This is a genomic window from Bifidobacterium sp. ESL0690, from assembly GCF_029392315.1.
Taxonomy (GTDB): domain Bacteria; phylum Actinomycetota; class Actinomycetes; order Actinomycetales; family Bifidobacteriaceae; genus Bifidobacterium.
This window is the reverse complement of record NZ_CP113939.1, coordinates 1983418-2006958: the sequence shown is the minus strand read 5'-3', so window position 1 is coordinate 2006958 and position 23541 is coordinate 1983418. Positions and strand designations below refer to the sequence as shown.

Genomic DNA, 23541 nt, shown 5'->3' with positions numbered 1-23541 from the left:
AATAGTTGTTGGCACCACAAAGTGATTGCAAAATAAATTCGCATTGGTCGGTTTCTGTCTAGTAGGCGGAGCTGGCCAATGTTGTTTGTAACGGAGGACTCGTGTCTACTGATACGAGAAGTTTCCGAAATTGTTCCCTTAATCAAAATCTTGTTAATTATTAAAATCTGAGGGATGCAGGCTATTCTATGAGGTTTAAGCATCTAAAATTTAAATAGATATTTTCTGTGATGTTTTGATCTTACGACGAGGACGGCTTTGTGATGTTTCAGATAAAGCAAAGTACGGATTTATTATTATTTTTATTTATGATAGCCCTCCTGTCCAGTAATTTGAGTGGAATAGTGGAAGTGTAATCTATTTGGTTCAAAGTACAATATATAGCTAGTGGTGTGCCACACGATTTATTGTTTATTGGTATCTAGTTGGTCAATCGGCTTTTCTCCAAGAAGAGTTTGGACCTTGTATATTTGTGGTTCTCTTAGCCAGTTCTCATTGGAAAATACGGTGACATAAGGATCTTGGAATACTGTGAATGAATGCTCGTCACGATTATAGAGATAGAGGAAAAAAGATTTGCGTTTTCTTTTTGCGGTTTCTAGTTCATTATGGGAAATGAAAAAGGCATAAGAATTGTTTTTACAACTTTTTACTTCTATGAATTTATCGGGGCTAGTACTTTGTGGCGTTAAATATGAGGCGATGTCATATCCGGCTGTTACGTCTATTGGCGAGATTTGAATCGGGTCTTTTTTGATTTCTTTTTTGAGAAGTATTTTCTTTTCAAAGGCTAGAGCTAGTTTTTCTGCTTTTTCCCCAATCTCGTCCTTAATCGCTAAGGTATTTTTTAATTCAGTTAGTGTGATTGCCGGTGCAGCTTTTAGCCCAGGAATTACTTTTGTCCCAAGATTAAAAGTGTAATCGAGGAGGAAAATTCGGTTGCCTGTTGGGCAAGATATGAGACCTACAGAGTCGGATATCATAACTAGTCCAGAGTATTGGAACGGTATTGAATTTCTGGAGATCCAGAAAAGTCCTGTCTCCTCATCATATGTTTTTTGTTGAGCATATAAGAAATCGTAAAAAGGTCTATAAATTTTTGGTAATTGGTCTTTGAGAAATGCCGAAAAAGTGACCTGGCTATTAATACCCTTTTCTGGTTTGTTTATCTCCTGCGTTGAGTATGAAATAAGACCGATATTTTTTAATAGCAACAAAGAATTATCAAGCGCAACGGTATTGCAATCCATGCTTGCTGCTGCATCTGAATAGCTTGTAATAGCATCGCCTATACGTTGATATAGAACAAAAATATCTGAAAGACAGAGGAAAAGGTTACAGCCGGTTAGCATTTGCATAGTAATCTCGTATAATAGCTTTAAAATCATCTGTAGTATCGTCAGAAAAGTCTTTGTTCTCTTCTATCAATGGAATTTCATGAGTGTCCAGAAAATGGAGCATCTTTTTTTCTTTCTCTATGAGACGAGAATAGATTGTCTGATCTATCGTATTTTGTGATTGTGCGTAAAAATAGTTTGTGTGTTGGTTAGCTTCAAGGCCAACACGATGAATTCGGTCTTTTGATTGCATATATGACCCAGCGTTAAAATCTTGTTCAAGATATAAAGCATTGTGACATCCTTTATGCAATGAGATTGATTCGCCAACTGCATGAGGGTTAGCAATGAGAACTCGAAAAGATGAATCTTCAGGATTTTGGAAATGTTCGACAATGGTGTCGCGATTTGTCCGTTCTGTATTTCCGTAAATAATTCTGGTCGCGATTCCACGTTGCTCGAAGTATCTGCTCAGTTCGTCGCACGTGCCTGTGAATTCGCACCAAATGAGCAGTTTCTCATTTTGAGCAACAATATTTTGGGCAAGTGTCTCGGCATATTTAAACTTATTTGGTATCTCTCGTGAATTGTAAGACTGGATTAGAGCTTGTAAATCATCTTCGAAAACAATATCTGCATCTGTGTCGATTGATTCCTCTGGTTCCTCGTCGTCCTCATTGCAAGAAGTGTAATATTCTTTTAAAGAGGTATTCAGCAGATTCGGATTTGAGGCAGCTTGACGCATTCGGATAGTTGCTGCCCTTTTGACAGCGCTTTGTAACTCATTGTTTTGGATTTTTTGTACTGCTATTTCGGCTATAGAATCATATATTTGTTGTTGGAGCGGAGCCATAGGTAATTCGGTTGGAGCGTTGAAAGTTGCTTTGGGCAGATTAAGATCATCTTTTTTTATTCGAATAAAAAAAGGTTCTGCATTTTTAATGAGTTGTGGAATCCTCTGATCTCGAGGGTTCCTGCTTAGATTTTTCAGTTGAATTGGTTTAAAGCCTAGTATTTCATGATCGGGCCAAATAAAGGAATACAGATTATATAAATCGGCGTAAGTATTAGGAGCAGGCGTACCAGTCAGAACAACACGAGACTTTGCATATGGAGCCAGAGACAAAGCTGCTTGACTTTGTATTCCGCCATCGGTGTTTTTAATACGATGAGCTTCGTCAAGTACTATCATAGTGCGATTGCGTCTGAGAAAAGAGATAAGTTGATCTTTATGCTTGGCTAGGCTGCCATAGCTGATAATTGTATAATCGATGGTTGGTTTGGATACGTTCAAAGTTTCTTCGACTACTGTATTCGAAGTCTTCCCACTGATTTCTAAGACTGAGGGGGACTGGCCGAAGCACTCTTTGAAATCGGATTTCCAGGACAAGAACGATGACAGCGGACCTACTACGACTAGCTGATCAATGTGTTTCTGTGAATCGTGTATGAGATTGAGATATGTATACGCGGCCAGTACGGTGGAGGTTTTCCCCGATCCGGGTACTGAAAAATTACAGGCATTCTGCGAATATGCTAGATGATAAGCAGCTAATAATTGATATGGCTTCAGCATGCGAATGAATGGTTTTTCATGTAATGTGGCGATAAATGAGTTTAGTTCTGGAGCAACATTATCATTATTCCTTATTCGCAATGCTTTCAGAGAAAAATTATGGAATGCCCGTTCTTCTGCCTGAGCATCTTTTAATAGCGAGCTTGCGCTATCTGAAAAGGAAATTTCTTGATGCAGTCGTTTCTCGAACACTTCAATAAGTGTTTTATATATCTCGTTGACATTGTTGTCTTTTAAGGGGATTGAAAAGGTGTTGGATTCCTTATCGTATGTTGATATCTTGCTGAGATACATTTGAACTCGACGCGGAAATACTGCTTGATCTGTACTAATTTGTAGATGATTCTGCCCAGAATCCGTGGATACTTGCACAGACATTTGCTCTCCTAGTCTACATCCTGCTTAAGGCGGCCGGATAGCTTTGCAATTTTGCTAATACCCTCTCGCGTATCGTCCAATTCAAAGTATTCTGGAGAGACTTGAAGAATTGACTGTAGTTTATTGAGTTTTGTCAATATTTGGTCGATTATATGCGACGGAGTTTCTGCATCTTTCTTGTCATTCATGTGGGCTTGTGCATGGCGGAAGGCATTAGTCAGTTTGTCTTCTACTCGGTCCTCAAAATCGTGAGTTCTGCGTTGCGAAATTTGCTCTTCACGCTCATTCTCCGGTGCTTCTGATCGATAAGTGTCAAAGCTTGCAATGTCTGCGTCTTCTTCAGCCTTTAAGACCGAATCTCTGAAAACTACCCACTCTGAATGGTCTAAAAAGATATCTCGGAATAGGCGAGTATTGTGGGTCGCTTCCTTTAAACGGATATAGTTAAACACTACTGACTTATAGTCATCGATATCGAGATCATTGTAATTCCATCCTTTTTTCTGGGCACTGCCTCGTAGAGACTTTAAATCAAGTTCAAGTCTCAAAAAGGCTTCTTCCTGAGACTCAAGAGCAGTGTAAACGTCTTCTTCGTCAATGTAAGTGAGGTATTCAAGCATTAGCTTGTATACGGATAGCCATTTTTTTACTTCGTTGACTTTTCCGCCAGTAAGTGACAGGAAATTATCTGCTATTTGTTGCTCGGTAAAGCCTTCTTGTTGCTGCTCGTAAGCGCCGATATATTTTTGAATTGGATCATAGTCGACTTTATCGTCAGTTCCGTACTGATAAAAGGATTCGTATCGAAGTATATCCTTTTTGTTTAGGGGTTCGTCGATGATGGCAGCTTCAAAATAACGAGCGCTATCTTTACCTTTTTTATATTTATCTGGATTTCTGACTATTTCGTTGAGCAAACGAAAGCGACGATTTCCGGATAATATAATGCCATCGTTAGTGACTACGCCAGCTTGTAGTTGACCGTCGTTAATGAGAGATTGAATCGTGCTTTCATTCTTGTCCTTTTTCTCGTCATAAATGAAGCGCTCTATTTCTGTGACATCGCTGGCATTTTCGTCGCTAAGAGGACGGCCAAGACGTTTTTCCAAGGTTTTAGCTTGTGTCAAGAACCTGGTGTTGTGAGGATTGTAAGACAGAAATTCCAATGGAATTTTATAAGTGTTCCGCTTCCCCTTTCCGGGTATTCTAACCGAGCCCTCAGGCTTTTGTTGCTCTATTTCATGCAGCTTTTCACGTCGCAGTGAACGAGAAAGTGGAAAAGTGGCTTCGTTGTCGACCATCATAGGCTCCTAGTGTGAAGTTATTCTCTTTTGATATATTACACGATTTCGCGTTATGATTCTGGGCTTATGAGTGTCAATAACCCAAAAATTGACATAATTTGATTAAGTGGCATTTTGGTTTTAATCAATGACAGGTCTTTAGGAAGATCATCGATTACAATACCGGGTTTTTCTGAAGATGTTTGTGCTATTTTTCCTATTCTTTTGACGAGAGAAAACGGATGCTCAGGATTTGAACAATCGAAGTCATATTCTTCGTTCTTTTTATCTAAAAAGCTAGAATTGTAATAATGGATATAATTATCAGCTTGAATCATCTCTAGAAAGTTTGGTTCTAATTGTTCAAGTACGCTTCTGGCGCTAGCAAGAGTATCTGCTCCTAACTCAAATCTACCGTAGCCTTCGCCGGTCCCGACAAACGCAATTACGCACCAACGGCTTTTGCCGTCAAGCGCACGGTTCGTTAAGTCGATGGTCATGTTCCCGCTTTTTACTGGATGTTCTCGGAACAGGGCGTTCGCGTTTCTCTGTGGTGGATTATTAAATATTTTTTCATGAGGATTGTCTAGATACGTGAAGTCTGTAAAATCGTGTTCTTGTTGAACCGGAGAAGATTGCCGATAAGGAAGTTGTTTGAGGATGGCTTGTCCAAGAGCTTTGGCGAGCGGTACACAGACGGCATTGCCTACCTGCCTCCACTTAGTTGACTCGTCTCCCCAGAATTGATAATTAATGGGGAACCCCATAATACTTGCCGCTTCGCGAATCGTTGGTGTGCGGTAACGCCCATCGGCGGTATCCTGATGTAAATCAGATTCGTATAAGATTGCCTCACGCGTGCTCGCAGATTTGGTGGCCATAATGGTTCTGCTCGGTTTGTCAAGCTTTTCGGGGAAAAACATAGTGCCCATGTATGGGTGATCTTGTTTCAGGTGTTGGGCTTTTTCCCATTCCACGGCATATACACCGGTATCGTAGTGATGATCGTGCAATTCGTTATATGTGATAGATAGAGCCTTATTGTTCGGGTCTGTTATCTTATCTTTTTTGTCGCCTAAAGGACTCCCCAAGGCTTGTTGAATGTCCGAAACAGTTAAACGTGAATCTGTAGGTTGCGGTTTCAAAGAATCGCCAGTTTTACAAATCTCTCCACAAATGAATCTTTTACGACGTTGAGCACATCCATAATTTTCAGCATTGAGAACTTCACCATTAACCGTAATTGCAATTTGGCTAGGGTCGTAATTGTTAGCTTTTGCCCACGAGGAAAGATTCAAATCTGAGAAGGAGTACGTTGGCTTTACAAAATTCTTAGAATTGGGGACATTCTCCATAGCCCATGCTTTAAGCTGAGAGTTTGGTTTGAATTTTTTGACCGCGACTATACGCAGAAAATTTCGTATTAGCTTTTTACCCAGTGTTTTATCGGCGTTGCCGCCTTTGTTGGACAGTGAAAAAGATACACAGGGTGGGCTGCCGATAATGATGTCGCTATCAGGTATTTGCTCAATAGCTTGTGGTGTTTCGATGGCAGAGATATCCCATTTTTTATCATGTAGATTGTGATTGGCGTTATGTGTAGTTACTGCCGGCTGCCAGTTATCTAGACCCATAATAACGTTAAATCCGGCTTGGCGAAATCCTTCTGAGAAGCCTCCAGCTCCACAAAAGAAGTCGATAACAGTCAATCTAGTTTGCATATTTAAAATTTAGATCAAGCACTAGAAAATTGTCGATGCGAATTCTGGTTATCGATTTAGAGATATTTAGATAAAATATAGATATCTCTAAATGTGCTGTTAAGAGAAGTGCTGATTTTGAATGCTTTGCTTGCAGCGGTTAGTCGAGTAAAGGAGTAAGTTGCTATGGCTGATACTTTTAAGGAATCCGGCCAAGGTAGTAATTGGACATATGAAGAAACTAAAATGGCTTTCGCTTTACATGTCATGCTTGACCGTAAAGAGTGCGACGAAAATAGTTCTGAAGTAATAAAACTTGCTAAAAGTATTGGACGTACCCCTGCTGCAGTGGTTTTAAAAATTCAGAATATCATCGCAGGCGATCCTGAATTTTCAGGACGAGGTCTGGCTCATGGCAGTAAATATGACCGACTGATTTGGGATGAATATTTTAAGGATCCAGATTCCTTTTCGGACCACTGCTTAACTGTGCTGACGAATCAGCTTCATGACATTCCTGCGGGGGATGTTCCTGAGCCTTCTATGCTAGAAGTCCAGCCTGTATTTGTTGGCCATGATTATTCGATTGAATCAACCCAAAGATACGGGCAGACTCGATTGAGAAAGGTAGTTTTTAATAACTATCATGCCCGATGCTGTTTGACTGGCATCGCTATCAAAGAATTGTTAGTCGTTAGTCATATCAAACCATGGGCTGTTTCAAATCCGACTGAGAAGGTGAAAGCTTCGAATGCGTTGCTCCTCAATGCCTTTCACGATAAAGCTTTTGACCAAGGAATCATAACAATTAATCAACAGTTTGAAGTTGTGGTTTGGGATGAGCTTGAGCATTCAGAAGCGAATGATAAATGGTTGTATTCATATGCAGGAAAGAAAATAGCGGTACCTCAAGTAGGTTTTCCGGCTCAAGAATTTATCGATTACCATAACAGAAACATATTTAAGAAACCATCGCAGCTAGATCTTAATAAGTCATTGTGATGATAATTTCGATTAGCTGGAAAGCAAAGTAATTTGGATAAATACCAATCAATAGCCATGCTGAGCAAAGACTCCGATGTTAACGAACTGGGCTTTATCCTTTCATCAGCCAATCAAGGGCATAGATCTGCTGAATGCCGTTGTGGCTGGTGGGGAGCTCGTCGTCTAGGGTGATGAGAGTTTTGGGGTAGTTGTCGTCTAGGTTGCGGAACGACGAGAGTTCGCGCTCTAGGGTCTTGGGATTGCGGACCGATTCAGAGACTTGATAGTAGGCCGGGCCATTCACGCCGTTGGTGACGAAATCGATTTCGCCTCCTGCGGATTGGCCTACGTACACCGTTCCTGCGCGTCGTTTGAGTTCGAGGAATACGATGTTTTCCAAGATTCTGCCGGTGTCTCGCACGTTTCCTGAAACGAGTATGCGGCGCAGGCCCATGTCCACCGCGTAATATTTGCGTTCCTGCTTGAGAATACGCTTGCCTTTCACCTCGTAACGCTGCGCCTGGTAAAGAATAAACGCGGAGCACAATGCCTCCAGCAGGTTCGCCACCGTCGGCGATGAGATGCGTGTGCCGGCAGAGGTCATCGTGTCGCTGATGGTTTTGGATGCAGTGAGGTTGCCGATATTGTCAAACATGAAGCGAGTGACCGCTTCCACCACTCCCGCGCGTGTACTTCCGAGACGCTGGGAGACGTCTTTGATGAGGATAGTGTTGAGAATGCCCTCCAGATAATCGTGAATAAGTGTGTCGTCTCCGCTGAATTCAGTGGTTGCAGGGAAAGATCCGTCATGGATATAGCGTGACCAAGTACGTTGTGCCGATTCGTCTTTCGGTGCGGCCGAACGATATTCGGCGAAGGAAAGCGGCATCACCGGTATCTCGACGTATCTGCCTGAAATCAGGGTCGCTAGTGTGCCGCTTAGCAGCGTCGCATTTGAACCCGTGACATACAGGTCGATGTTGGAACGGGTCTGCAGGCTGTCAAGAACCTTTTGAAAGTCCGGTACGTTTTGGATTTCATCAAGCATCACATAGTGCATGCCTTGGCTTTTACATCGATTGATGATGAATTCATGAAGCCGGTGATAGTCGAGCAGTGACTCGTTCTCGAGACGTTCTAGGTTGATTGAGATGATATGGTCTTGTGAAACTCCGGAAGTAGCAAGTTGGTTGGCGAACAGTTCCAGAATGGTTGATTTGCCGCAACGTCGTACTCCGGTGACTACTTTGATGACGGGTTTATCCTTCCATTGCTCCAAGTGATGGAGATATTGCGGCCTGTCAATCATGATTCCTCGGATACATACATAAGTTAAAAAGTATTTTTAAACTTCTCGTAAAAATATAGCAAGTTTAAAATTATTTTTCAACTTAAGTAAAAATGATGATAAGTTAAAAAGTATTTTTAAACTTGCTATCTTGCTGAAACCTGCATCAGTTTACTCAAACGGGTATTTCAAGCCCCATTTACCGCGGATCTGATCCATGAGCTTCATGATGCGGAGGGTGTCGGCGTGGGGCATTTCGGAGCATTCTGTCTTGCCGTCGAGAATGGCGTTAGCGGAGGCGGCGACCTCGTATTCGTAGCCAGTGAGCTGTGTAGGGATGTCAACGTGGCGGATCAGTTTGTGGTCGAGGTCGTAGAGGTCGATGCCCTCGATGTTGTTGATGTTCCGGCAGACCATGTAGCCCTTGGTGCCCCAAATGGCGCCGGAGCGGTCGGAGGCGCAAAGCATCGAAGCGGTGGCCGTGGCCATAACGCCGTCATCATAGTGCAGAGCGATGGAATCGGTGGCATCAACGCCGGTTTCGTACGGCACCATCGAAGTCGAAATATCCGAAATCTTGCGCTCGTTGGTATCGGCTCCCAGCGCCATGTCGAAGAAATTCAGCGGGTAAACGCCGACATCAAGCAGTGCGCCGCCGGCCATCTCAGGGTCTGTCATGCGAGCCTTGTGAGTGGTGGGGTAGCAGAGATTGGCTGTGGCGGCTTGTACTTCACCGATTTCGCCGGATTTGATGAGCTCGGCGACGATGCCGCGCGAAGGCATGTAGCGCGTCCAGATGGCTTCGGTGCAGAGCAATCCGGTCTTCTCGGCGACGTCGAGCAGCTCCTGCGCCTGCGAAGTGTTGGCAGTAAAGGATTTTTCGACCAGGATATTCTTGCCGGCCTTGAGGCACGCGATGCCTTGCTCGGCGTGCAGCGCGTGCGGCGTGGCGATGTAGACGAGGTCAACCTTTGGGTCGGCCAGCAGCTCGTCATAAGAACCGTAGGAAACGTCGAATCCATACTTTTGCGCGAAATCGGAAGCACGGTCGGCGTCACGCGCGGCCACGGCGTAAGGCTCAATCAGGCCGCTATACCGCGAATCGCCAGCCATTTCGACCAGCGTATTCGCCATCGATTTCGCGATGCCTCCAGCCCCAAGAATCGCGACGTTGACCTTGAGCCCTTGTTCTTCTGCCTCTGCGCGTTTGCCGTTCAGCCTGCTCATGAAAGTCCTTCCTGACATGAAAATGTATGCAACGCTTCCATTCTAAAGTCAGGTACGCCTTACCGGTAAGACGAATAAGCAGGGAGTGCCGATATACGTTATTTGACGTAAGAATGCTGTGAAGGGGTAGCAGTGAAGCCGAAATTGTGAAACTGCGTCGTTCCGTGCTGCGCTGAGTGATCGAAGTAATTCCGAGATTCCCTGAATAGCAGCGTTTGATGTTGAGCATATAAAAAATTCGCAGCAGGGAACGTCGATGAGATTCGATTTAAACGTTCCGTGCTGCGAATCGAGAGGAGAATAACTACTTATTTATTCCGTTATCATTCTTCGAGGCTTTTGAGCTAGGCTCAGTCCTTCTTGGCATCCTTAGCGGAGGTGTTAGCGGACTTAGCGGCTGTTATCAGCTTCGCTATCGTCAGCGGCAACCAGACCCTTCTTCTCGTCGTGACGACGCCACCAGGAGGAGAGTACCGAGCCGGAGATGTTGTGCCAGACGCTAAAGAACGTGGACGGGATGGCAGTGATCGGGGCAGCTGCGAACGAAGTCAGCGCCAGTGTCGCGCCAAGGCCGGAATCCTGCATGCCGACTTCGAAGGTGATGGCCTTCTGCTGTGCATAGCCGAAGCCCTTCGGATAAACCTTGTACATCAGTCGTGAGAAGCCGAATCCGAGTCCATAGCCGCAGAGGTTGTGCAGAATGACCACGGGGATGGCCAGCGCGGTGGCCTTGCTGAAGAGGCCCGCGTGGTTAGCGGCGACGACGATACCAATGATCAAAAGAATCGCGGTCTGTGAGATGATCGGCAGCACGTCGGTCACCTTCGAGATTTTATCTTTGAAAATCGTGTGGCAGATAACGCCGAGTGCGACGGGGATAAGCACGACCTTGACGGCAGTGAGGAAGAGCGACTGCCAAGGAATCGCAACGTACTTCGAGGCAAGCAGCTGCATCAAAAGTGGAATCATGAACGGCGCAAGCAGTGTGGAAAGCAGACCGATGGAGACGTCGAGCGCCACGTCACCGCGTGCTAGGAAGCTCATCACATTGGACGAAGTGCCAGAGGGGCAGCAGCCCACGAGAATGACGCCGACGGCGAGTGGCCCGTCAAGGTGGAAAATCCAGCAAAGCGCGACGGCGACCAGCGGCATAATGACGTAATGGGCCACGGTGCCCACAATCACCATCAGCGGTTGTTTGAAAATTCGGGCAAAATCTTCAAGTGAAAGCGTCAGACCCATGCCGAAAAGCACAATGCCCAGAAGCCAGCTCGTGTCGTGCTTCGCCCATTCGCTGGTTTGCGGCACGAAATAATTGAACACCGCCCAGACGATGACGATGAGCGTGAACCATTTCGTGATCCAATCCGCTACCTTTTTCACCTTTTCCATCTTCTCTCACTTCTTTTTCTGTTTTTGGTGTTGAGTGCCATGCTAGGTAGACGTTGGGCAGATTGAGTCGGTTGTCTCAAAAATAGAAAATCTGTTTCATATAGTGGATATAAGATTTGGTGGTACGAGTTATTTAATGGCATTTCTGGATATATGCTGGGCAATGATGAGTTTTACTGGCCGTCCGTCAAGCGCTCGCGGATAATCCGCTGCGACGTCTGTTTCTATGATTTGTCGCAGACTGAAAGTGGAATGGAACCGTGAAGCGGCAATCAGAAACGGTGAACGACAAGACATCCTCGACCCAAGATGACGTTGTCCCCGACGTCTCTACGTCCGCTGTACAAGTTATAAAGCAGTCCCAAAAACGTCGCAAAGACGGCTCGGCAAAAGTAGGGGAGTCTCGGGAAACGCTGCAAACTGCAAAGCCGGCAAAGAAGCGTAGTAAAGCCAGTGCCCGAAAAGCGCGGAAGTCCAGCAAGTCCAGCAAGGTTCCCGAAAAATACGAACGCGGCACCCGCAGCTATACGATGTCTCATATTCGCGGCAAGAATACGAAAATCGAAGTCCTCGTTCGTTCCTATCTCTTCCGCCGCGGGTTGCGCTTTCGCAAAAACGACAAGCGCTATCCGGGTCATCCGGACATCGTGCTCCCAAAGTGGCATGCGATCGTCTTCGTTAATGGCTGCTTCTGGCACATGCACGAAGGCTGCACGAAATTCTCGATGCCCAAGTCCAACGTGGAATTCTGGACAGCGAAGCTCGTTCGCAACCACGACCGTGACATCCGTCAGCACGCCGAGCTCGAGGCTGCCGGTTGGAAGGTGCTCGTCGTCTGGGAATGTGAGTTGAGCAAGGCTCGTCGCGAGGAAACGTTGGAGCGGCTCTATCAGCAGATTGTCGGCGTTGACGAGTTCGGTGGGTCTTCCGATAATTCATGAGTTGCGAATAAAGCCTGTGTATAAGTTGCAGCACTGAAGCAATATATCCCGATTCCTGAGATTCCCTGCTTTCGAAGCAGTGATTAGAATTTTTGCAATGTTGATATTTCAACGATTTCACGATTAGACAGACGATGATTTCAAGTTTGATGTAGCAGGGAATGCAATATATGTTGACGATTTGTGTTCCGTGCTACGCGATGTATGGATTTCGCATGAAGATGTAGCAGGGAACGCATTTATACTGATGACTCCTGTTCTCTGCTATGTCAAGTTATAAATATCAAGCGTAAGTACACCGCATGAGTGAGTTTCATAGATGGATTGCGCGAGTGTATTTCGTAGATACGCCATGCTTTACGTTAGCTATTCAGCCTTGCAGTACTTCCAGCTGTTTCTTGGCCTTGTGGAGCTTGACGTAGATCTCGTTGCGCTTGGTACCGTCCTTGGCGCGGGCATGGTCGCCTTCGAGCTTGGAGATTTGCGCGGTGAGCTCGGCGATCGCCGACTGCTTGGCGAGTCGTGCGTCAAGGTCGGTGCCGTCGCTGTCGCCGAAAATCACCTGCGCGCAAAGGTTTCGCCACACGTCGTCCAGCGTTTCGCCGGTTACCGATAGGGAAGCGGTTTTCGGATCCTGCCATTTGCTGACGTAAGTTTGGGTCTGGGCCTCGCCTTGATGTCCGGCGCGAACGGGCAGAATGCGTTGCAGTGCTAAAGCACATTGCAAATCGCTGCTGCCACTCTGAGTGCTGCCACCTTGAGCTCCGCCGTTCTGGGCGTTGCCGCCATCCTTGCCTTCGCTTTTGCCGAGGCTCGCATCGCGCACGCAGACAAAAAGAATGTTTGAAGACGAACGCAGTTTCGCGATGTGCTCCATCACTTCAACGGGCGCGTCCTTGCAATTCTGCGCGATGCCCATCACCAGAATTTCGCGGGTTTTCTTGCCGGTAGCCACGTTGATGGTGTTCGGCCGCAGCAGCGCGAGCATGGTGATCGATTCGACATCGCCGACGAACCGCTGCTTGAGCCGCGCCGAAACCGGTGGTTTCATATAGAACATCTGCTTGGGAATCACGCTTTTCGCTTCGGGGATGGCACAAGAACCAGGTAATCCCAACGAAGTTGCGCTTACGGTTGTGCAGTGTGCGACGGTCATTGTCGGCCTTTCTCCTTGAGGTAATGCATTCATAATACATTCAAGCGCTTTGTTTTCGCGTGGGCTGCCGCAGCGGAATTTGTGCGGCAAGCGCTCGCTTATCTACAGTATATCGGTATGTCATATCGATGCGGACAAAACGAGACGACATGACATTGAAGATCCGATACGATTTCTCATGCCCGGTGCGTCGTCGTATGCCGCACGGCGCGGTACTCGCGCGGGGATGTGCCGTAACGCTGTCGGAAAGCGGAATTGAGACTAGCGGCGCTGGGGAAGCCCGTGGCCCGGCTGATGTCGGCGACGCTACCTTTCGAATTGAGCAGTTTGGCGTGGGCGTCTTCGCAACGCAATTCGGTTAGATATTCCTTGAAACTATTACCTGTGGCGCGCTTGAAAAGCCGGCTGAAATGCTCGCGGCTGTAACCGAACTGCTGGGCGACGAACGTTTCGTTGAGCGGCTCGGTGTAATGCTTGTTCAAGTAGCCGATGATTTCCATGATGATGTTGCGGCCGCGCCGGATTTCCTCTGGTCGGCGGATTCCGCAGGTGAATCTGGTGTATAGCAGGCTGAGCATTTCGTACAGTGCCGCGTTGATGAGGAAGCTGCGGTCGCGTTCCTGACGGTTCGACAATTCCATAATTCGTGTAAGCAAAGCGACCAGAGTGGCTCGGTCGTCGTCGCTCGCGCTGGGGGCGGACCAGGAAAACCGATAACGGTCGGCGAAAGGATAGAGTTTGGCGATGATGTCGCCGTTGAAGGTCACTGAAATTCCGCGGTAAGGCGAGTCAATCAACGCGTGGTGCAGCTCGTAAGGGCTGATGATTAACGTGTCTCCTGATTCGATGTCGTAGACTTTCTTACCCACGGTAAAGCGCGCGTCGCCGCTCGCCGAATGCACAATTTCCAACCCGCGATGCCAGTGTGGGTGGACGTATTCGTAGTTGCTGTCGTGGATGATTACCAAGGCAGGGTATTCCTCCGGATATACGTCCTCCTCGAGATAGTCGGGGGTAATGACGGTGTTGTATGTCGGTTTGGGTGATGAAAGCGCCATGTTTCCTCCCTCCTTCGAGCATAACGTATGAATAAGTCTCAAACTGTTGTTTTTAGCCTAAAAATAATCACAAAACAGATTTTTGATATCACAAAATACGCTTATTTGCCTTTCTGGACTTGATAGATTCTCTATTGAACATCGTTGTTAAACAAAACGAAGGAGTAACAATGTCACAAAGCACTGATAGCTCGCCTTCTCAAGATGAGGCCGTCGAGGTTCTCGACCCCAAGATTCGCAGAAGGATTATTCTGGTATGCCTGGCTGGTGCCATGGGTGGCCTGCTGTTCGGCTATGACACCTCGGTGATTAACGGGGCCGTTGACGCCATCGCCGGCAAGGTTTCCGGATTCAACCTGAACAGTCTGATGAGCGGCATCTCGGTTTCAGGTGCGCTGCTTGGCTGCGTTCTCGGCGCCTGGTTCGCAGGCAAGCTCGCAGACCGTTATGGCAGGGTCAGGATCATGCTGGTCGCCGCCATTCTCTTCCTGTTGAGCGCCATCGGTTCGGGATTCGCGCCCGGCGTCTGGATTTTCGTCATCTTTCGTATCGTCGGCGGCGTCGGTGTCGGCTTCGCTTCGGTGGTCGGTCCGGCCTACATTTCCGAGGTCGCTCCTACCAAGATGCGTGGCTTCCTCACCAGCTTCCAGCAGTTCGGCGTGGCCATCGGCATGTTCCTTTCCACCATCGTCAACAACCTGCTTGCCAAGGGTTCCGGCAGCGCCGACAGGCCGTTCTGGTTTGGCATCTCCACTTGGCGCTGGATGCTTTTGATGATGGTCATCCCCGCAGTTTTGATGCTGATCGCCTGCTTCAAACTCCCTGAGTCTCCGCGTTACCTGGTGATGAAGGGCCGCGACAAAGAGGCCATGGGTCTGCTTCGCAGTCTCAATGGTTCCACCAATCCGAAGGCCAAGGTCACGCAGATTCGCGCCTCGCTTGGCAACGACACCACCCCGCGTCTTTCCGACCTTCGTGGCCATACTTTCGGCTTGAAGAAAGTGGTGTGGATCGCCATCGCCATCGCGCTTTTCCAGCAGTTCAACGGCGTGAACATCATTCTTTATTACGATTCCAGCCTTTGGCGTTCCGTGGGCTTCAGCGAGCAGCAGGCGCTCAACATCTCCGTGATCCGCAGCATCGTCGCTTTCATCCCGACGATTCTTGCCATGGTCTTGGTCGATCGCGTCGGCCGTCGTAAGATGCTGTCCTTCGGCTCGGCCGGTATGACCATCTTCCTGCTGATCGCCACTTTCGGTTTCTACCACGCTACCATCACTCCAAACGGCGTTTCTTTGAGCGGTTTCTGGGCTCCGCTGACGCTCGTTGCGGTCTATCTCTTCTACCTCATCTTCTGCGGAACTTGGGGTCCGGCCATGTGGGTGGTCATCAGCGAGATCTTCCCGAACAATATCCGTGCCATGGGCGTGGCCGTTGCCACGGCCTTCAACTGGATCGGCAACTTCGTGGTGAGCACGACCTTCCCGCCGATGCGTGACGGCTGGGGCATCGGCAATGCTTACCTGTTCTATGCGGTCTTCGCAGCCTTGAGCTGGATCTTCGTGGTCAAGGCTTTGCCGGAGACCAATGGAGTCGAGCTTGAGGATATGAAAGCCGAGTGAGCGCCATGGATTTGAAGATCGAAGACGATGAGCGCAAGCTTTTCTCCACCTGGACCGAGCTTGACGGCGACCTTGCCGGCTGTGACGAGCATGTTGCGCAGACCATTCTGGCTTCGCGCCTGATGTTCGCGCGCGGCGACCGCTCGCGTACTGCCTATTGGCAGGTTCCTGAAGATATCGACGTCATCGCCGACATCCCGTACATCGACGACGGCACCCGGGCGCACAAGCTTGACGTGTATCTTCCGCACGATGTGGTGGTTCGCGGCGGCAAAACCGCTCCGGTCTACATTGACATCCACGGCGGCGGCTTCATGTATGGCCACAAGGAGCTCAATCGCAACTTCAACGTTCATCTAGCCGAACAAGGATTCGTGGTGTTCTCGGTCAATTACCGGGTGATGCCGGAAAGCGATTTCCTGGGTCAGCTGGCCGATGCCGAAGCCGCGTTCGCATGGATTCGTGACCATATCGACGATTACCCGGTCGACCCCCAGTCGATTTTCCTCACCGGCGATTCCGCCGGCGGCACCTTGGCGCTGTATGCCACGGCCGTTGAACGCAGCCAGGAGATGGCCGACGCATTGGGTTTGAAGCGTTCCGGGCTCAATCTCAAGGGGTCCACGCTAATTTCCGGCCTCTTTGAACTCAAGCCGTATCTTGACGCGGTCGATGGCTTCGGCGATATCGACGAGAGCTCGCCGACCGGTTCGATGATGGTCATTTCGCCGTTCTTCTTCAAGACTTTGAAGGAGCGGGGCGAACAGTGGGCTGACCTTGAGTTTATGGCCGCTCACGTCGACTTGCCGCCGCTGTTCCTCAACACGAGCAACGACGACTTCCTGCAGGGCGATGCCATGCGGCTTGCGGCGGCGCTTTGCGACGCGGGTCGCGACTTCGAACTGCACGACCGTCACGCACCCAAGGGCGTAACTCTGGGTCACGTCTATCCGGTCTGCATGAGCTGGTTGCCGGAAAGTCAGGAGACGTTGCGTCAGATTCGCGATTTCTCCTACAACCACCTCTGATCCATTAATCGGCGGCCGATTCCGGCTTACCGATTGATATGGCTTCACGCTAATGTCCCTGTCATCATCGTGATGGCAGGGACATTTTTGCTCGCCACGCTGGGCGGGCCAGGTTTGCGTGTACAATACCTTATGTTGCCCGGGTAGCTCAGGGGATAGAGCACCGCTCTCCTAAAGCGGGTGTCGTCAGTTCGAATCTGATTCCGGGCACAAATTTTTCTTGTCGGTATTTTGCAATACAACTTTATCCGATAGTCGAGCCTGATGTTCTCAATATGCGGCACGTTTTATTGCTTGTTCAGGGGCTGTGCCGAGCGGGTTTTGTCGCGTGATATAAGTTTTTTCTTTAACCCGGTATACGCGTTTCGTCTCAATTTAATCGTTCTTCATGATATGGAAACACTCGGTGGGCATATAATCCAAAACGTAGTTATACGTGTAAATATATGTGTTTTATAACTGCGTGTGTTACATGCTAATAACGAGTACAGGGAAGAAAGGGAAAATTATGGCTTCGAAATCATGGAGTATAAAAATCGTGGCCGCACTGGCTGCAGGCGCGGCGTTGATTTCCGTTGCAGGCTGCGGCGGTTCGGGTAATAATAATACCTCGACACCGAAGAAGGCGGCGACCACCGATGAGATCATCAAGGTCGACAACACCGAGCCGCAAAGCCCGCTCGTGCCTTCGAACACCAACGAAATGGGCGGTGGCAAGGTCATCCGTTACCTCTTCGAAGGTCTGGTGAGCTACGACGCCAAGGGCAAGCAGCATATGGAAGTGGCGAAGTCAATCACTCCCAACGCGGATGCGACGCAATATACCATCAAGCTCAACGACGGGTGGAAATTCACCAACGGTGAGAAGGTGACGGCCTCTTCGTTCGCCGACGCATGGAGCTATGCCGCCAACGTCAAGAACGCGCAGAAGCAGTCCAGCCGCATGTCCATCATCAAGGGCTACGACGAGCTGCAGAATCCGAGCGTTGCCGCTGACGCCAAGCTTTCCGGCCTCGAGGTCAAAGACCCGTTGACACTGGTGGTCACCCTGAAGAGCCCCGATTCGGTCTTCCCGATCCAGCTCGCGCACCAGTCCTTCTTCCCGCTGCCCAGCGCCGCGTACAAGGACATCAAGGCGTTCGGCAAGGCACCGATTGGCGACGGCCCGTACAAGTTCAAGTCCTGGCAGCCCAACACCGACATTCTGGTCGTGAAGAACCCGGATTATCAGGGAAGCCGTAAGGCCGCGAACGCCGGCATCGACTATCGTGTCTACACCAATGAGGATGCTGCTTACGCCGACCTGCAATCCGGCAATCTCGACGTGATGGAAGAAGTGCCGCAGTCGGCATTGAAGACCTTCCGCACCGATTCTTCGGTGAAGGCGTTCGTGCAGCCCGGTTCGTCCTATCAGGGCTTCGTCATCCCCGAAAGCCTGCCGCACTTCGCGCTCGGCAAGGAAGGCAACCTGCGTCGTCAGGCCATTTCCATGGCCATCAACCGCAAGCAGATCGTCAGCAAGATCTACCAAAACACGAAGACGCCGTCCACCGATTTCACTTCGCCTCTGGTTCCCGAACATTCGAAGGAACTGAAGAATTCCGCCAATCTACAATACAATCCCACAAAGGCCAAGGAGCTCTGGAAGCAGGCCGACCAGATTTCGAAGTTCACCGGCGACTTTAAGATCGCTTACAATTCTGACGCCGCGCACAAGCCGTGGGTTGATGCAGTGAGCAACAGCCTGAAGAACACGTTGGGCATCAACGCATCCGGCGATCCGTACCCGACCTTCAGCGACATCCGCAACCAGGTGACCGACCGGTCCATCAAGACCGCGTTCCGCTCCGGCTGGATGCTTGACTACCCGACGGCCGAGGACTATATGACCCCATTGTATTCCTCCTCTTCCGCTGACGGCCACGGTTCCAACGACGGCGATTACAAGAGCCCGGCGTTCGACGCGGCTTTGGCCAAGGCGTTGAGCCAGACCGACGTCGCCAAGCGCACCGCTGATTTCAAGTCCGCCCAGGAAATCCTGCTCAACGACCTGCCTTCGATTCCGCTGTGGAATGAGGACGTGGCCGCCGCAGCTTCCACCAAGGTCAAGAATGTGCACTTCGACTACACGAACCTGCCTACCTATAACACCGTCACCAAGTAAGGCGATAGTTCGTAACTGACTGAATAACAGTTAAATAGAGAGGTCGGGCAACGGCTCATAAAGCTGTTGCCCGACCCCTCTATATCTGTTGGGTCTATTGAATTTGCCTTATCGGAATTGCTGCGGGCCCGGTGCCGAGACCTGTATACAACTACAGATTTTCGACACCGGGCCCGTTAAAAAATCAGCCGGTAAATCGGTCGATGAAGGCAGTTGATAAGTCAGCCGCTATCTCAGCCCTGCACGTAGCTGCTGGTGGGGGATTTGTAACCGCAGTTCATCATCTCGCTGTTGTAGGCGATGACGCCCTCACCCTTGGCCGGCAGCACGATTAGGCCGCCGTCGCCGCGATGAGCCTCGATGTCGTTGAGTGTGGCGCTCGCGGATTCCAGCGGGGTCTGCTTGGCGAATTTCACGCGGTCCGAGACCTGATGGCAGGCCACCGTGCGCATGAACGCCTCGCCGATGCCGGTGCCCGAAACCGCAACCGTCTCGTCGTTGGCATACGTTCCGCAGCCGGGCAGCGGGGTGTCGCCGACGCGTCCGTGCATCTGGTTGGTGATGCCGCCAGTGGAAGTCGCTGCCGCGAGATGGCCTTTCTCGTCGCGGGCCACAGCGCCGATGGTGCCGTGCTTCTCCCATTCGTCGCCGTTGGTCTGCGCCTCGATAAGCGATTGCTTGCGCTGCTCGGTGATGAAGTAGCTCGGGTCGCGCGTCTCGACGCCCCAGTCGGCAAGCTCTTTGTCCTGCGGGTCGGCGAAGAGGACGTGCTTGGTCTGCTCCTTGACTGCCCGTGCGGCGTCGATCGGGTTCTTCACGGTGTGTACGCTGGCCACGGCCCCGACCTCTCCGTCTCCGCCCATCAGGCACGCGTCCATCTGTGCGATGCCGTCGCTGGTGAGCGCCGCTCCATGCCCTGCGTTGAACTCGGTGGCGTTTTCCATCACGTGGATGGCGGCCACCACGGCGTCTTCGGCGTTGGCTCCGGCCTTAAGCTTGGCATATCCGGCGTCAAGCGCACGCTGCAAGTCCTTCTCCACCTGCGCCTGGCGTTCTGGTGTGCTGTGCTTGCCACGGCTTCCGGCTCCGCCGTGGATGACGAGCAGGATACCGTTTTCTCCGCCTTTGGTGACGATTGATTTGACTGGACTGGGTGATGCCATCGGTTCGTTTCCTTTCGATAAAGCGATAGTGGCCATTGCACAACAATGCCCACTGCGCCATGACGCCCATTGAGCGTTTGTTTGGATATCTGCCATGGTACGCCGCTGGGCATGACTTCGTATTGTGTCCGTTTGAAGACGGTGATTCTTATTGTGAAATATCGAGCACAATGTTCCATTATGGCCGTATATTATGGTCTATTGTCTCAAGGTAACAAACCTGTATCGTACCGGTATCATTTGCCGGTGTAAGGTGAGATATCCTGTCAACCAAACGTCAAGGGAAAAGAGAAAAGGGAAAGATGACATTCAAATCTTGGGGTACCCGTCTCGCGGCCGCGCTGCTCGCTTCGGCGACGCTGGTTTCGGTGGCCGCCTGCGGGTCGAGTTCGACAAGTGACAATAGTGCGAAGGCGGATCCCAACGCCATCATTTCGGTGAACAACACCGAGCCGGAAAGCCCGCTGGTGCCCGCCGATACCAACGAAATGGGCGGAAGCCGTATCATCCGCTACCTCTTCGAAGGCCTGGTCAGCTTCGACGCCAGGGGCAAGCAACATATGGAGGTCGCGAAGTCCATTACGGCCAATCCTGAAGCCACGCAATACACTATCAAGCTCAACGACGGCTGGAAGTTCACCAACGGCGAGCCGGTGACCGCGCAATCCTTCGCCAAGGCCTGGAGCTACGCCGCCAACGTGAAGCACGCGGAAAAGCAGTCCAGCCGTATGTCCGTGATCAAGGGCTATGACGAGCTGCAGAAGCCCGGCGCCGCCGATGACGCCCAGCTTTCCGGCCTTCAGGTTCCCGACGACCACACGCTGATCGTCACACTCAACAGCCCGGATTCGGTCTTCCCGACCCAGATTTCGCACCAGTCGTTCTTCCCGCTGCCCAGCGTCGCCTACAAGGACATGAAGACCTTTGGCAAGAACCCGATCGGCAATGGCCCGTACAAGTTCAAGTCGTGGACGCCTAACAAGAACATCACCGTGGTGAAGAACCCGGATTACAAGGGCTATCGCAAGGTCAAGAACGGCGGCATCGAATACCGCGTCTATTCCAGCCCCGACGCGGCCTATTCCGACGTGGAATCCGGCAGCCTCGACCTGCTGATGGACGTGCCCCAGTCCGAGGTCAAGACCTTCCGTACCGATTCGACCATTCACGCCTATAGCCGCCCCGGCAGCTATTATCAGGGCTTCATCATCCCCGAATGGGCGCAGCATTTCGGCTTCAACAAGGAAGGCATCCTGCGTCGTCAGGCGATTTCCATGGCCATCGATCGCGGCCAGATCGTCGACAAGGTCTTCTCGAACACCAAGACCGTGGCCACGGACTTCACCTCACCCGGCGTTCCCGAGCATCAGAAGAACCTCAAGGGCACGGCCAATCTCAAGCACAACGCCGCCAAGGCCAAGGAGCTTTGGAAGCAGGCCGACGCCATCTCGCCGTATAACGAGAAATTCAGCCTGGCCTATCCTTCCGACGGCGGCCACAAGCCTTGGGTTGATGCGGTTTGCAACCAGCTGAAGAACACGCTGGGCATCCAGGCCGTGGGCGACGCCTACCCGACCTTCAGCGACCTGCTCAACCGCGTGACCGACCGCACCATCCAGACCCCGTTCTTCTCGGGCTGGTCTCTGGACTATCCTTCGGCCGAGGATTATATGACGCCGCTTTACGCTTCCGAATCCGCCGACGGGCACGGTTCCAACGACGGCGACTACAAGAATCCGGAATTCGACCAGGCGCTGCTCAAAGCGAAGTCGCAGCTCGACCCTGCCAAGCGTACGGCCGATTTCAACGCCGCGCAGGAGATTCTCCTGAATGACCTGCCGGCCATCCCGCTTTGGTGCAACAACGTTTCCGCGGTTTCTTCGCCGAAGCTCAAGAACGTGGACTTCGATTACACGAACCTGCCCACCTACAACACCATTACGAAGTAAGGCAACAGCAGGGCGCTGTGCGTGCGTTGTGCAGCACGCCGTTCCGGTGTCCGGAAAATAGATAGGCAGATATGACAGGGGCGTTCCTCCAGGATTAGATATGGAGGAACGCCCCTGCTGTTTGTTGCCTTTTGTGGTTTGCTGTTTATCAGCGCGATTTACTTCATCCCGCTTTGGCATTGTCAGCTGTTAACCGTTCAGCGGCTGTTATTCAGCTTTGTACATGGCTTTCCGCACTCGAGCGGTAACCGCATTTCATCGTCTCGCTGTTGTAGGAGATGACGCCGTGGCCTTTGGCGGGGACGATGATGACGCCGCCATCGCCGTGGTAGCCGTCCACTTCGTCGAGGGTTGCCTTGGCCGCTTCTTCTGGGGTTTGGCCGGCGAAACGTACCCTGGATGCGATTTGGTTTGCCGCCACGGCTTTGACGAACGCCTCGCCGATGCCGGTGCAGGAGACGGCGAGCGAACGCTGATCGGCGAAAGTGCCGCAGCCGGGCAGCGGGGTGTCGCCGACGCGTCCGTGCATCTGGTTGGTGATGCCGCCGGTCGAAGTGCCGGCCGCGATATGGCCTTGTGCGTCGCGGGCGACGGCGCCGATGGTGCCATGCTTCTGCCAGTCGTCGCCGTTGTTTTGCGCGTCGACAAGTTCTTCGCGGCGTTCTTCGGTGATGAAGTATTCGTTCTTTTCGGTTTCGATTCCCCAGTCGGCGAGTTCCTGCTCGGTGGGCTCAGCGAACATGACGTGCTTGGTCTTGTCTTTGATGGCCCGCGCCACGTCGATGGGGTGACGCGCTGTGTCGAGCCCGGTGGCCGCACCGACCCTGCCGTCGCCGTCCATCAGGCAGGAGTCCATCTGCACGATGCCGTCGCTGGTGAGCGCAGCCCCGCGTCCGGCATTGAACTCCGGAGCGTCCTCCATCACATGGATGGCGGCGACCACGGCTTCTTCGGCGCTTGCCCCGGCTGTTAGCTTCGCGTATCCGGCGTCGAGTGCCCTGTTGAGGTCGGCGTTGACTTCTTCGGCGCTGTGATTGCCACGAGCGCCTGCACCGCCGTGGATTACGAGAAGCGGGCCGTCCTCTGACTTGGTGGTGATGGTGATTACTCGTGCGTTGTGACCCGTTTCGGGCATGGTTCCTCGTTTCCTCTATTTCGTTTCGTATTATGAAGGTAAAGGCTTTTCGGCCGATGGATTTATCCTAGGCGTAGCCGGGCATAATGCCATGATATTGGCTAATATGAATGCAGAAATCATGCTAGGCAACCGCCGAGTCCCGATCAAGGTTGCGAAT

The 23541-nt window shown here is 50.7% G+C and carries 17 protein-coding genes and 1 tRNA gene; 7 read left to right on the top strand and 11 right to left on the bottom strand.

From position 1 onward, the window contains the following. Positions 1-404 precede the first annotated feature (404 nt). From OZX62_RS07985 to OZX62_RS07970, 4 genes are read right to left on the bottom strand one after another with little or no spacing between them, the layout of a single operon-like run. Entirely contained in the window at positions 405-1358 is a 954-nt protein-coding gene (locus OZX62_RS07985) for a DUF3883 domain-containing protein (RefSeq protein WP_277175672.1), read from the bottom strand. Continuing rightward, complete coding sequence (locus OZX62_RS07980; RefSeq protein ID WP_277175671.1) at positions 1336-3291, bottom strand: DEAD/DEAH box helicase; 1956 nt, start codon at positions 3289-3291, stop codon at positions 1336-1338. The genes OZX62_RS07985 and OZX62_RS07980 overlap by 23 nt, the downstream gene beginning before the upstream one ends. Positions 3292-3299: 8 nt before the next feature. Continuing rightward, entirely contained in the window at positions 3300-4595 is a 1296-nt protein-coding gene (locus tag OZX62_RS07975; protein WP_277175670.1) for a hypothetical protein, read from the bottom strand. A 50-nt stretch (positions 4596-4645) separates the two neighbouring features. Next, positions 4646-6283: a DNA cytosine methyltransferase gene (locus OZX62_RS07970; RefSeq protein ID WP_277175669.1), complete on the bottom strand. Its 1638-nt coding sequence runs from the start codon at positions 6281-6283 to the stop codon at positions 4646-4648. 177 nt (positions 6284-6460) lie between these two features. On the opposite strand from OZX62_RS07970, the gene OZX62_RS07965 reads away from it, so the two are divergent. After that, positions 6461-7276, top strand: coding sequence for an HNH endonuclease (locus OZX62_RS07965; RefSeq protein WP_277175668.1), 816 nt, complete (start codon positions 6461-6463; stop codon positions 7274-7276). A gap of 94 nt (positions 7277-7370) precedes the next feature. On the opposite strand, the gene OZX62_RS07960 is transcribed toward OZX62_RS07965, so the two are convergent. The 3 genes from OZX62_RS07960 to OZX62_RS07950 all read right to left on the bottom strand — a co-directional run bounded on the left by OZX62_RS07960 (position 7371) and on the right by OZX62_RS07950 (position 11165). Continuing rightward, positions 7371-8567, bottom strand: a complete 1197-nt coding sequence (locus OZX62_RS07960; protein WP_277175667.1) for an ATP-binding protein — start codon at positions 8565-8567, stop codon at positions 7371-7373. Positions 8568-8717: 150 nt separating this feature from the next. Further along, on the bottom strand, positions 8718-9773 hold the full coding sequence (locus OZX62_RS07955) for a Gfo/Idh/MocA family oxidoreductase (RefSeq protein ID WP_277175666.1): 1056 nt from the start codon (positions 9771-9773) through the stop codon (positions 8718-8720). A gap of 390 nt (positions 9774-10163) precedes the next feature. Then, on the bottom strand, positions 10164-11165 hold the full coding sequence (locus OZX62_RS07950) for a bile acid:sodium symporter family protein (protein WP_277175665.1): 1002 nt from the start codon (positions 11163-11165) through the stop codon (positions 10164-10166). A 413-nt stretch (positions 11166-11578) separates the two neighbouring features. Between OZX62_RS07950 and OZX62_RS07945 the strand changes: the two genes are divergently transcribed. Then, positions 11579-12106 carry a very short patch repair endonuclease gene (locus OZX62_RS07945; protein ID WP_348519312.1) on the top strand — a complete coding sequence of 176 codons (528 nt, stop codon included), beginning with the start codon at positions 11579-11581 and terminating at the stop codon, positions 12104-12106. A gap of 370 nt (positions 12107-12476) precedes the next feature. Here the strand turns inward: OZX62_RS07945 and OZX62_RS07940 are convergent, their stop codons facing one another. After that, the gene (locus OZX62_RS07940) at positions 12477-13262 is read right to left on the bottom strand and encodes a DUF4391 domain-containing protein (RefSeq protein WP_277175663.1); all 786 of its coding nucleotides are present in this window, start codon (positions 13260-13262) and stop codon (positions 12477-12479) included. 176 nt (positions 13263-13438) lie between these two features. Continuing rightward, positions 13439-14320: an AraC family transcriptional regulator gene (locus OZX62_RS07935; RefSeq protein WP_277175662.1), complete on the bottom strand. Its 882-nt coding sequence runs from the start codon at positions 14318-14320 to the stop codon at positions 13439-13441. Positions 14321-14490: 170 nt separating this feature from the next. Here OZX62_RS07935 and OZX62_RS07930 point away from each other — a divergent pair, with 170 nt between their 5' ends. The 4 genes from OZX62_RS07930 (at position 14491) to OZX62_RS07915 (ending at position 19134) form a co-directional block, all read left to right on the top strand. After that, positions 14491-15942 carry a sugar porter family MFS transporter gene (locus OZX62_RS07930; protein WP_277175661.1) on the top strand — a complete coding sequence of 484 codons (1452 nt, stop codon included), beginning with the start codon at positions 14491-14493 and terminating at the stop codon, positions 15940-15942. Positions 15943-15947: 5 nt separating this feature from the next. After that, entirely contained in the window at positions 15948-16970 is a 1023-nt protein-coding gene (locus tag OZX62_RS07925; protein ID WP_277177080.1) for an alpha/beta hydrolase, read from the top strand. Positions 16971-17107: 137 nt separating this feature from the next. After that, positions 17108-17180, top strand: a tRNA-Arg gene (locus OZX62_RS07920). A 298-nt stretch (positions 17181-17478) separates the two neighbouring features. Beyond that, positions 17479-19134: an ABC transporter substrate-binding protein gene (locus tag OZX62_RS07915; RefSeq protein WP_277175660.1), complete on the top strand. Its 1656-nt coding sequence runs from the start codon at positions 17479-17481 to the stop codon at positions 19132-19134. A 233-nt stretch (positions 19135-19367) separates the two neighbouring features. Here the strand turns inward: OZX62_RS07915 and OZX62_RS07910 are convergent, their stop codons facing one another. Then, a complete protein-coding gene (locus OZX62_RS07910) occupies positions 19368-20297 on the bottom strand; it encodes an isoaspartyl peptidase/L-asparaginase (protein ID WP_277175659.1) in 930 nt (309 codons plus the stop codon). 302 nt (positions 20298-20599) lie between these two features. On the opposite strand from OZX62_RS07910, the gene OZX62_RS07905 reads away from it, so the two are divergent. Then, entirely contained in the window at positions 20600-22246 is a 1647-nt protein-coding gene (locus tag OZX62_RS07905; RefSeq protein WP_277175658.1) for an ABC transporter substrate-binding protein, read from the top strand. 211 nt (positions 22247-22457) lie between these two features. On the opposite strand, the gene OZX62_RS07900 is transcribed toward OZX62_RS07905, so the two are convergent. Beyond that, positions 22458-23381, bottom strand: coding sequence for an isoaspartyl peptidase/L-asparaginase (locus OZX62_RS07900; protein WP_277175657.1), 924 nt, complete (start codon positions 23379-23381; stop codon positions 22458-22460). Between the last annotated feature and the right edge of the window lie 160 nt (positions 23382-23541).

Excerpts from the sequence above, each read along its gene's own strand:
- OZX62_RS07985 (WP_277175672.1), bottom strand. The coding sequence starts at position 1,358 with ATGCAAATGCTAACCGGCTGTAACCTTTTCCTCTGTCTTTCAGATATT.
- OZX62_RS07980 (WP_277175671.1), bottom strand. The coding sequence starts at position 3,291 with ATGTCTGTGCAAGTATCCACGGATTCTGGGCAGAATCATCTACAAATT.
- OZX62_RS07975 (WP_277175670.1), bottom strand. The coding sequence starts at position 4,595 with ATGATGGTCGACAACGAAGCCACTTTTCCACTTTCTCGTTCACTGCGA.
- OZX62_RS07965 (WP_277175668.1), top strand. The coding sequence starts at position 6,461 with ATGGCTGATACTTTTAAGGAATCCGGCCAAGGTAGTAATTGGACATAT.
- OZX62_RS07960 (WP_277175667.1), bottom strand. The coding sequence starts at position 8,567 with ATGATTGACAGGCCGCAATATCTCCATCACTTGGAGCAATGGAAGGAT.
- OZX62_RS07955 (WP_277175666.1), bottom strand. The coding sequence starts at position 9,773 with ATGAGCAGGCTGAACGGCAAACGCGCAGAGGCAGAAGAACAAGGGCTC.
- OZX62_RS07950 (WP_277175665.1), bottom strand. The coding sequence starts at position 11,165 with ATGGAAAAGGTGAAAAAGGTAGCGGATTGGATCACGAAATGGTTCACG.
- OZX62_RS07940 (WP_277175663.1), bottom strand. The coding sequence starts at position 13,262 with ATGACCGTCGCACACTGCACAACCGTAAGCGCAACTTCGTTGGGATTA.
- OZX62_RS07935 (WP_277175662.1), bottom strand. The coding sequence starts at position 14,320 with ATGGCGCTTTCATCACCCAAACCGACATACAACACCGTCATTACCCCC.
- OZX62_RS07930 (WP_277175661.1), top strand. The coding sequence starts at position 14,491 with ATGTCACAAAGCACTGATAGCTCGCCTTCTCAAGATGAGGCCGTCGAG.
- OZX62_RS07925 (WP_277177080.1), top strand. The coding sequence starts at position 15,948 with ATGGATTTGAAGATCGAAGACGATGAGCGCAAGCTTTTCTCCACCTGG.
- OZX62_RS07915 (WP_277175660.1), top strand. The coding sequence starts at position 17,479 with ATGGCTTCGAAATCATGGAGTATAAAAATCGTGGCCGCACTGGCTGCA.
- OZX62_RS07910 (WP_277175659.1), bottom strand. The coding sequence starts at position 20,297 with ATGGCATCACCCAGTCCAGTCAAATCAATCGTCACCAAAGGCGGAGAA.
- OZX62_RS07905 (WP_277175658.1), top strand. The coding sequence starts at position 20,600 with ATGACATTCAAATCTTGGGGTACCCGTCTCGCGGCCGCGCTGCTCGCT.
- OZX62_RS07900 (WP_277175657.1), bottom strand. The coding sequence starts at position 23,381 with ATGCCCGAAACGGGTCACAACGCACGAGTAATCACCATCACCACCAAG.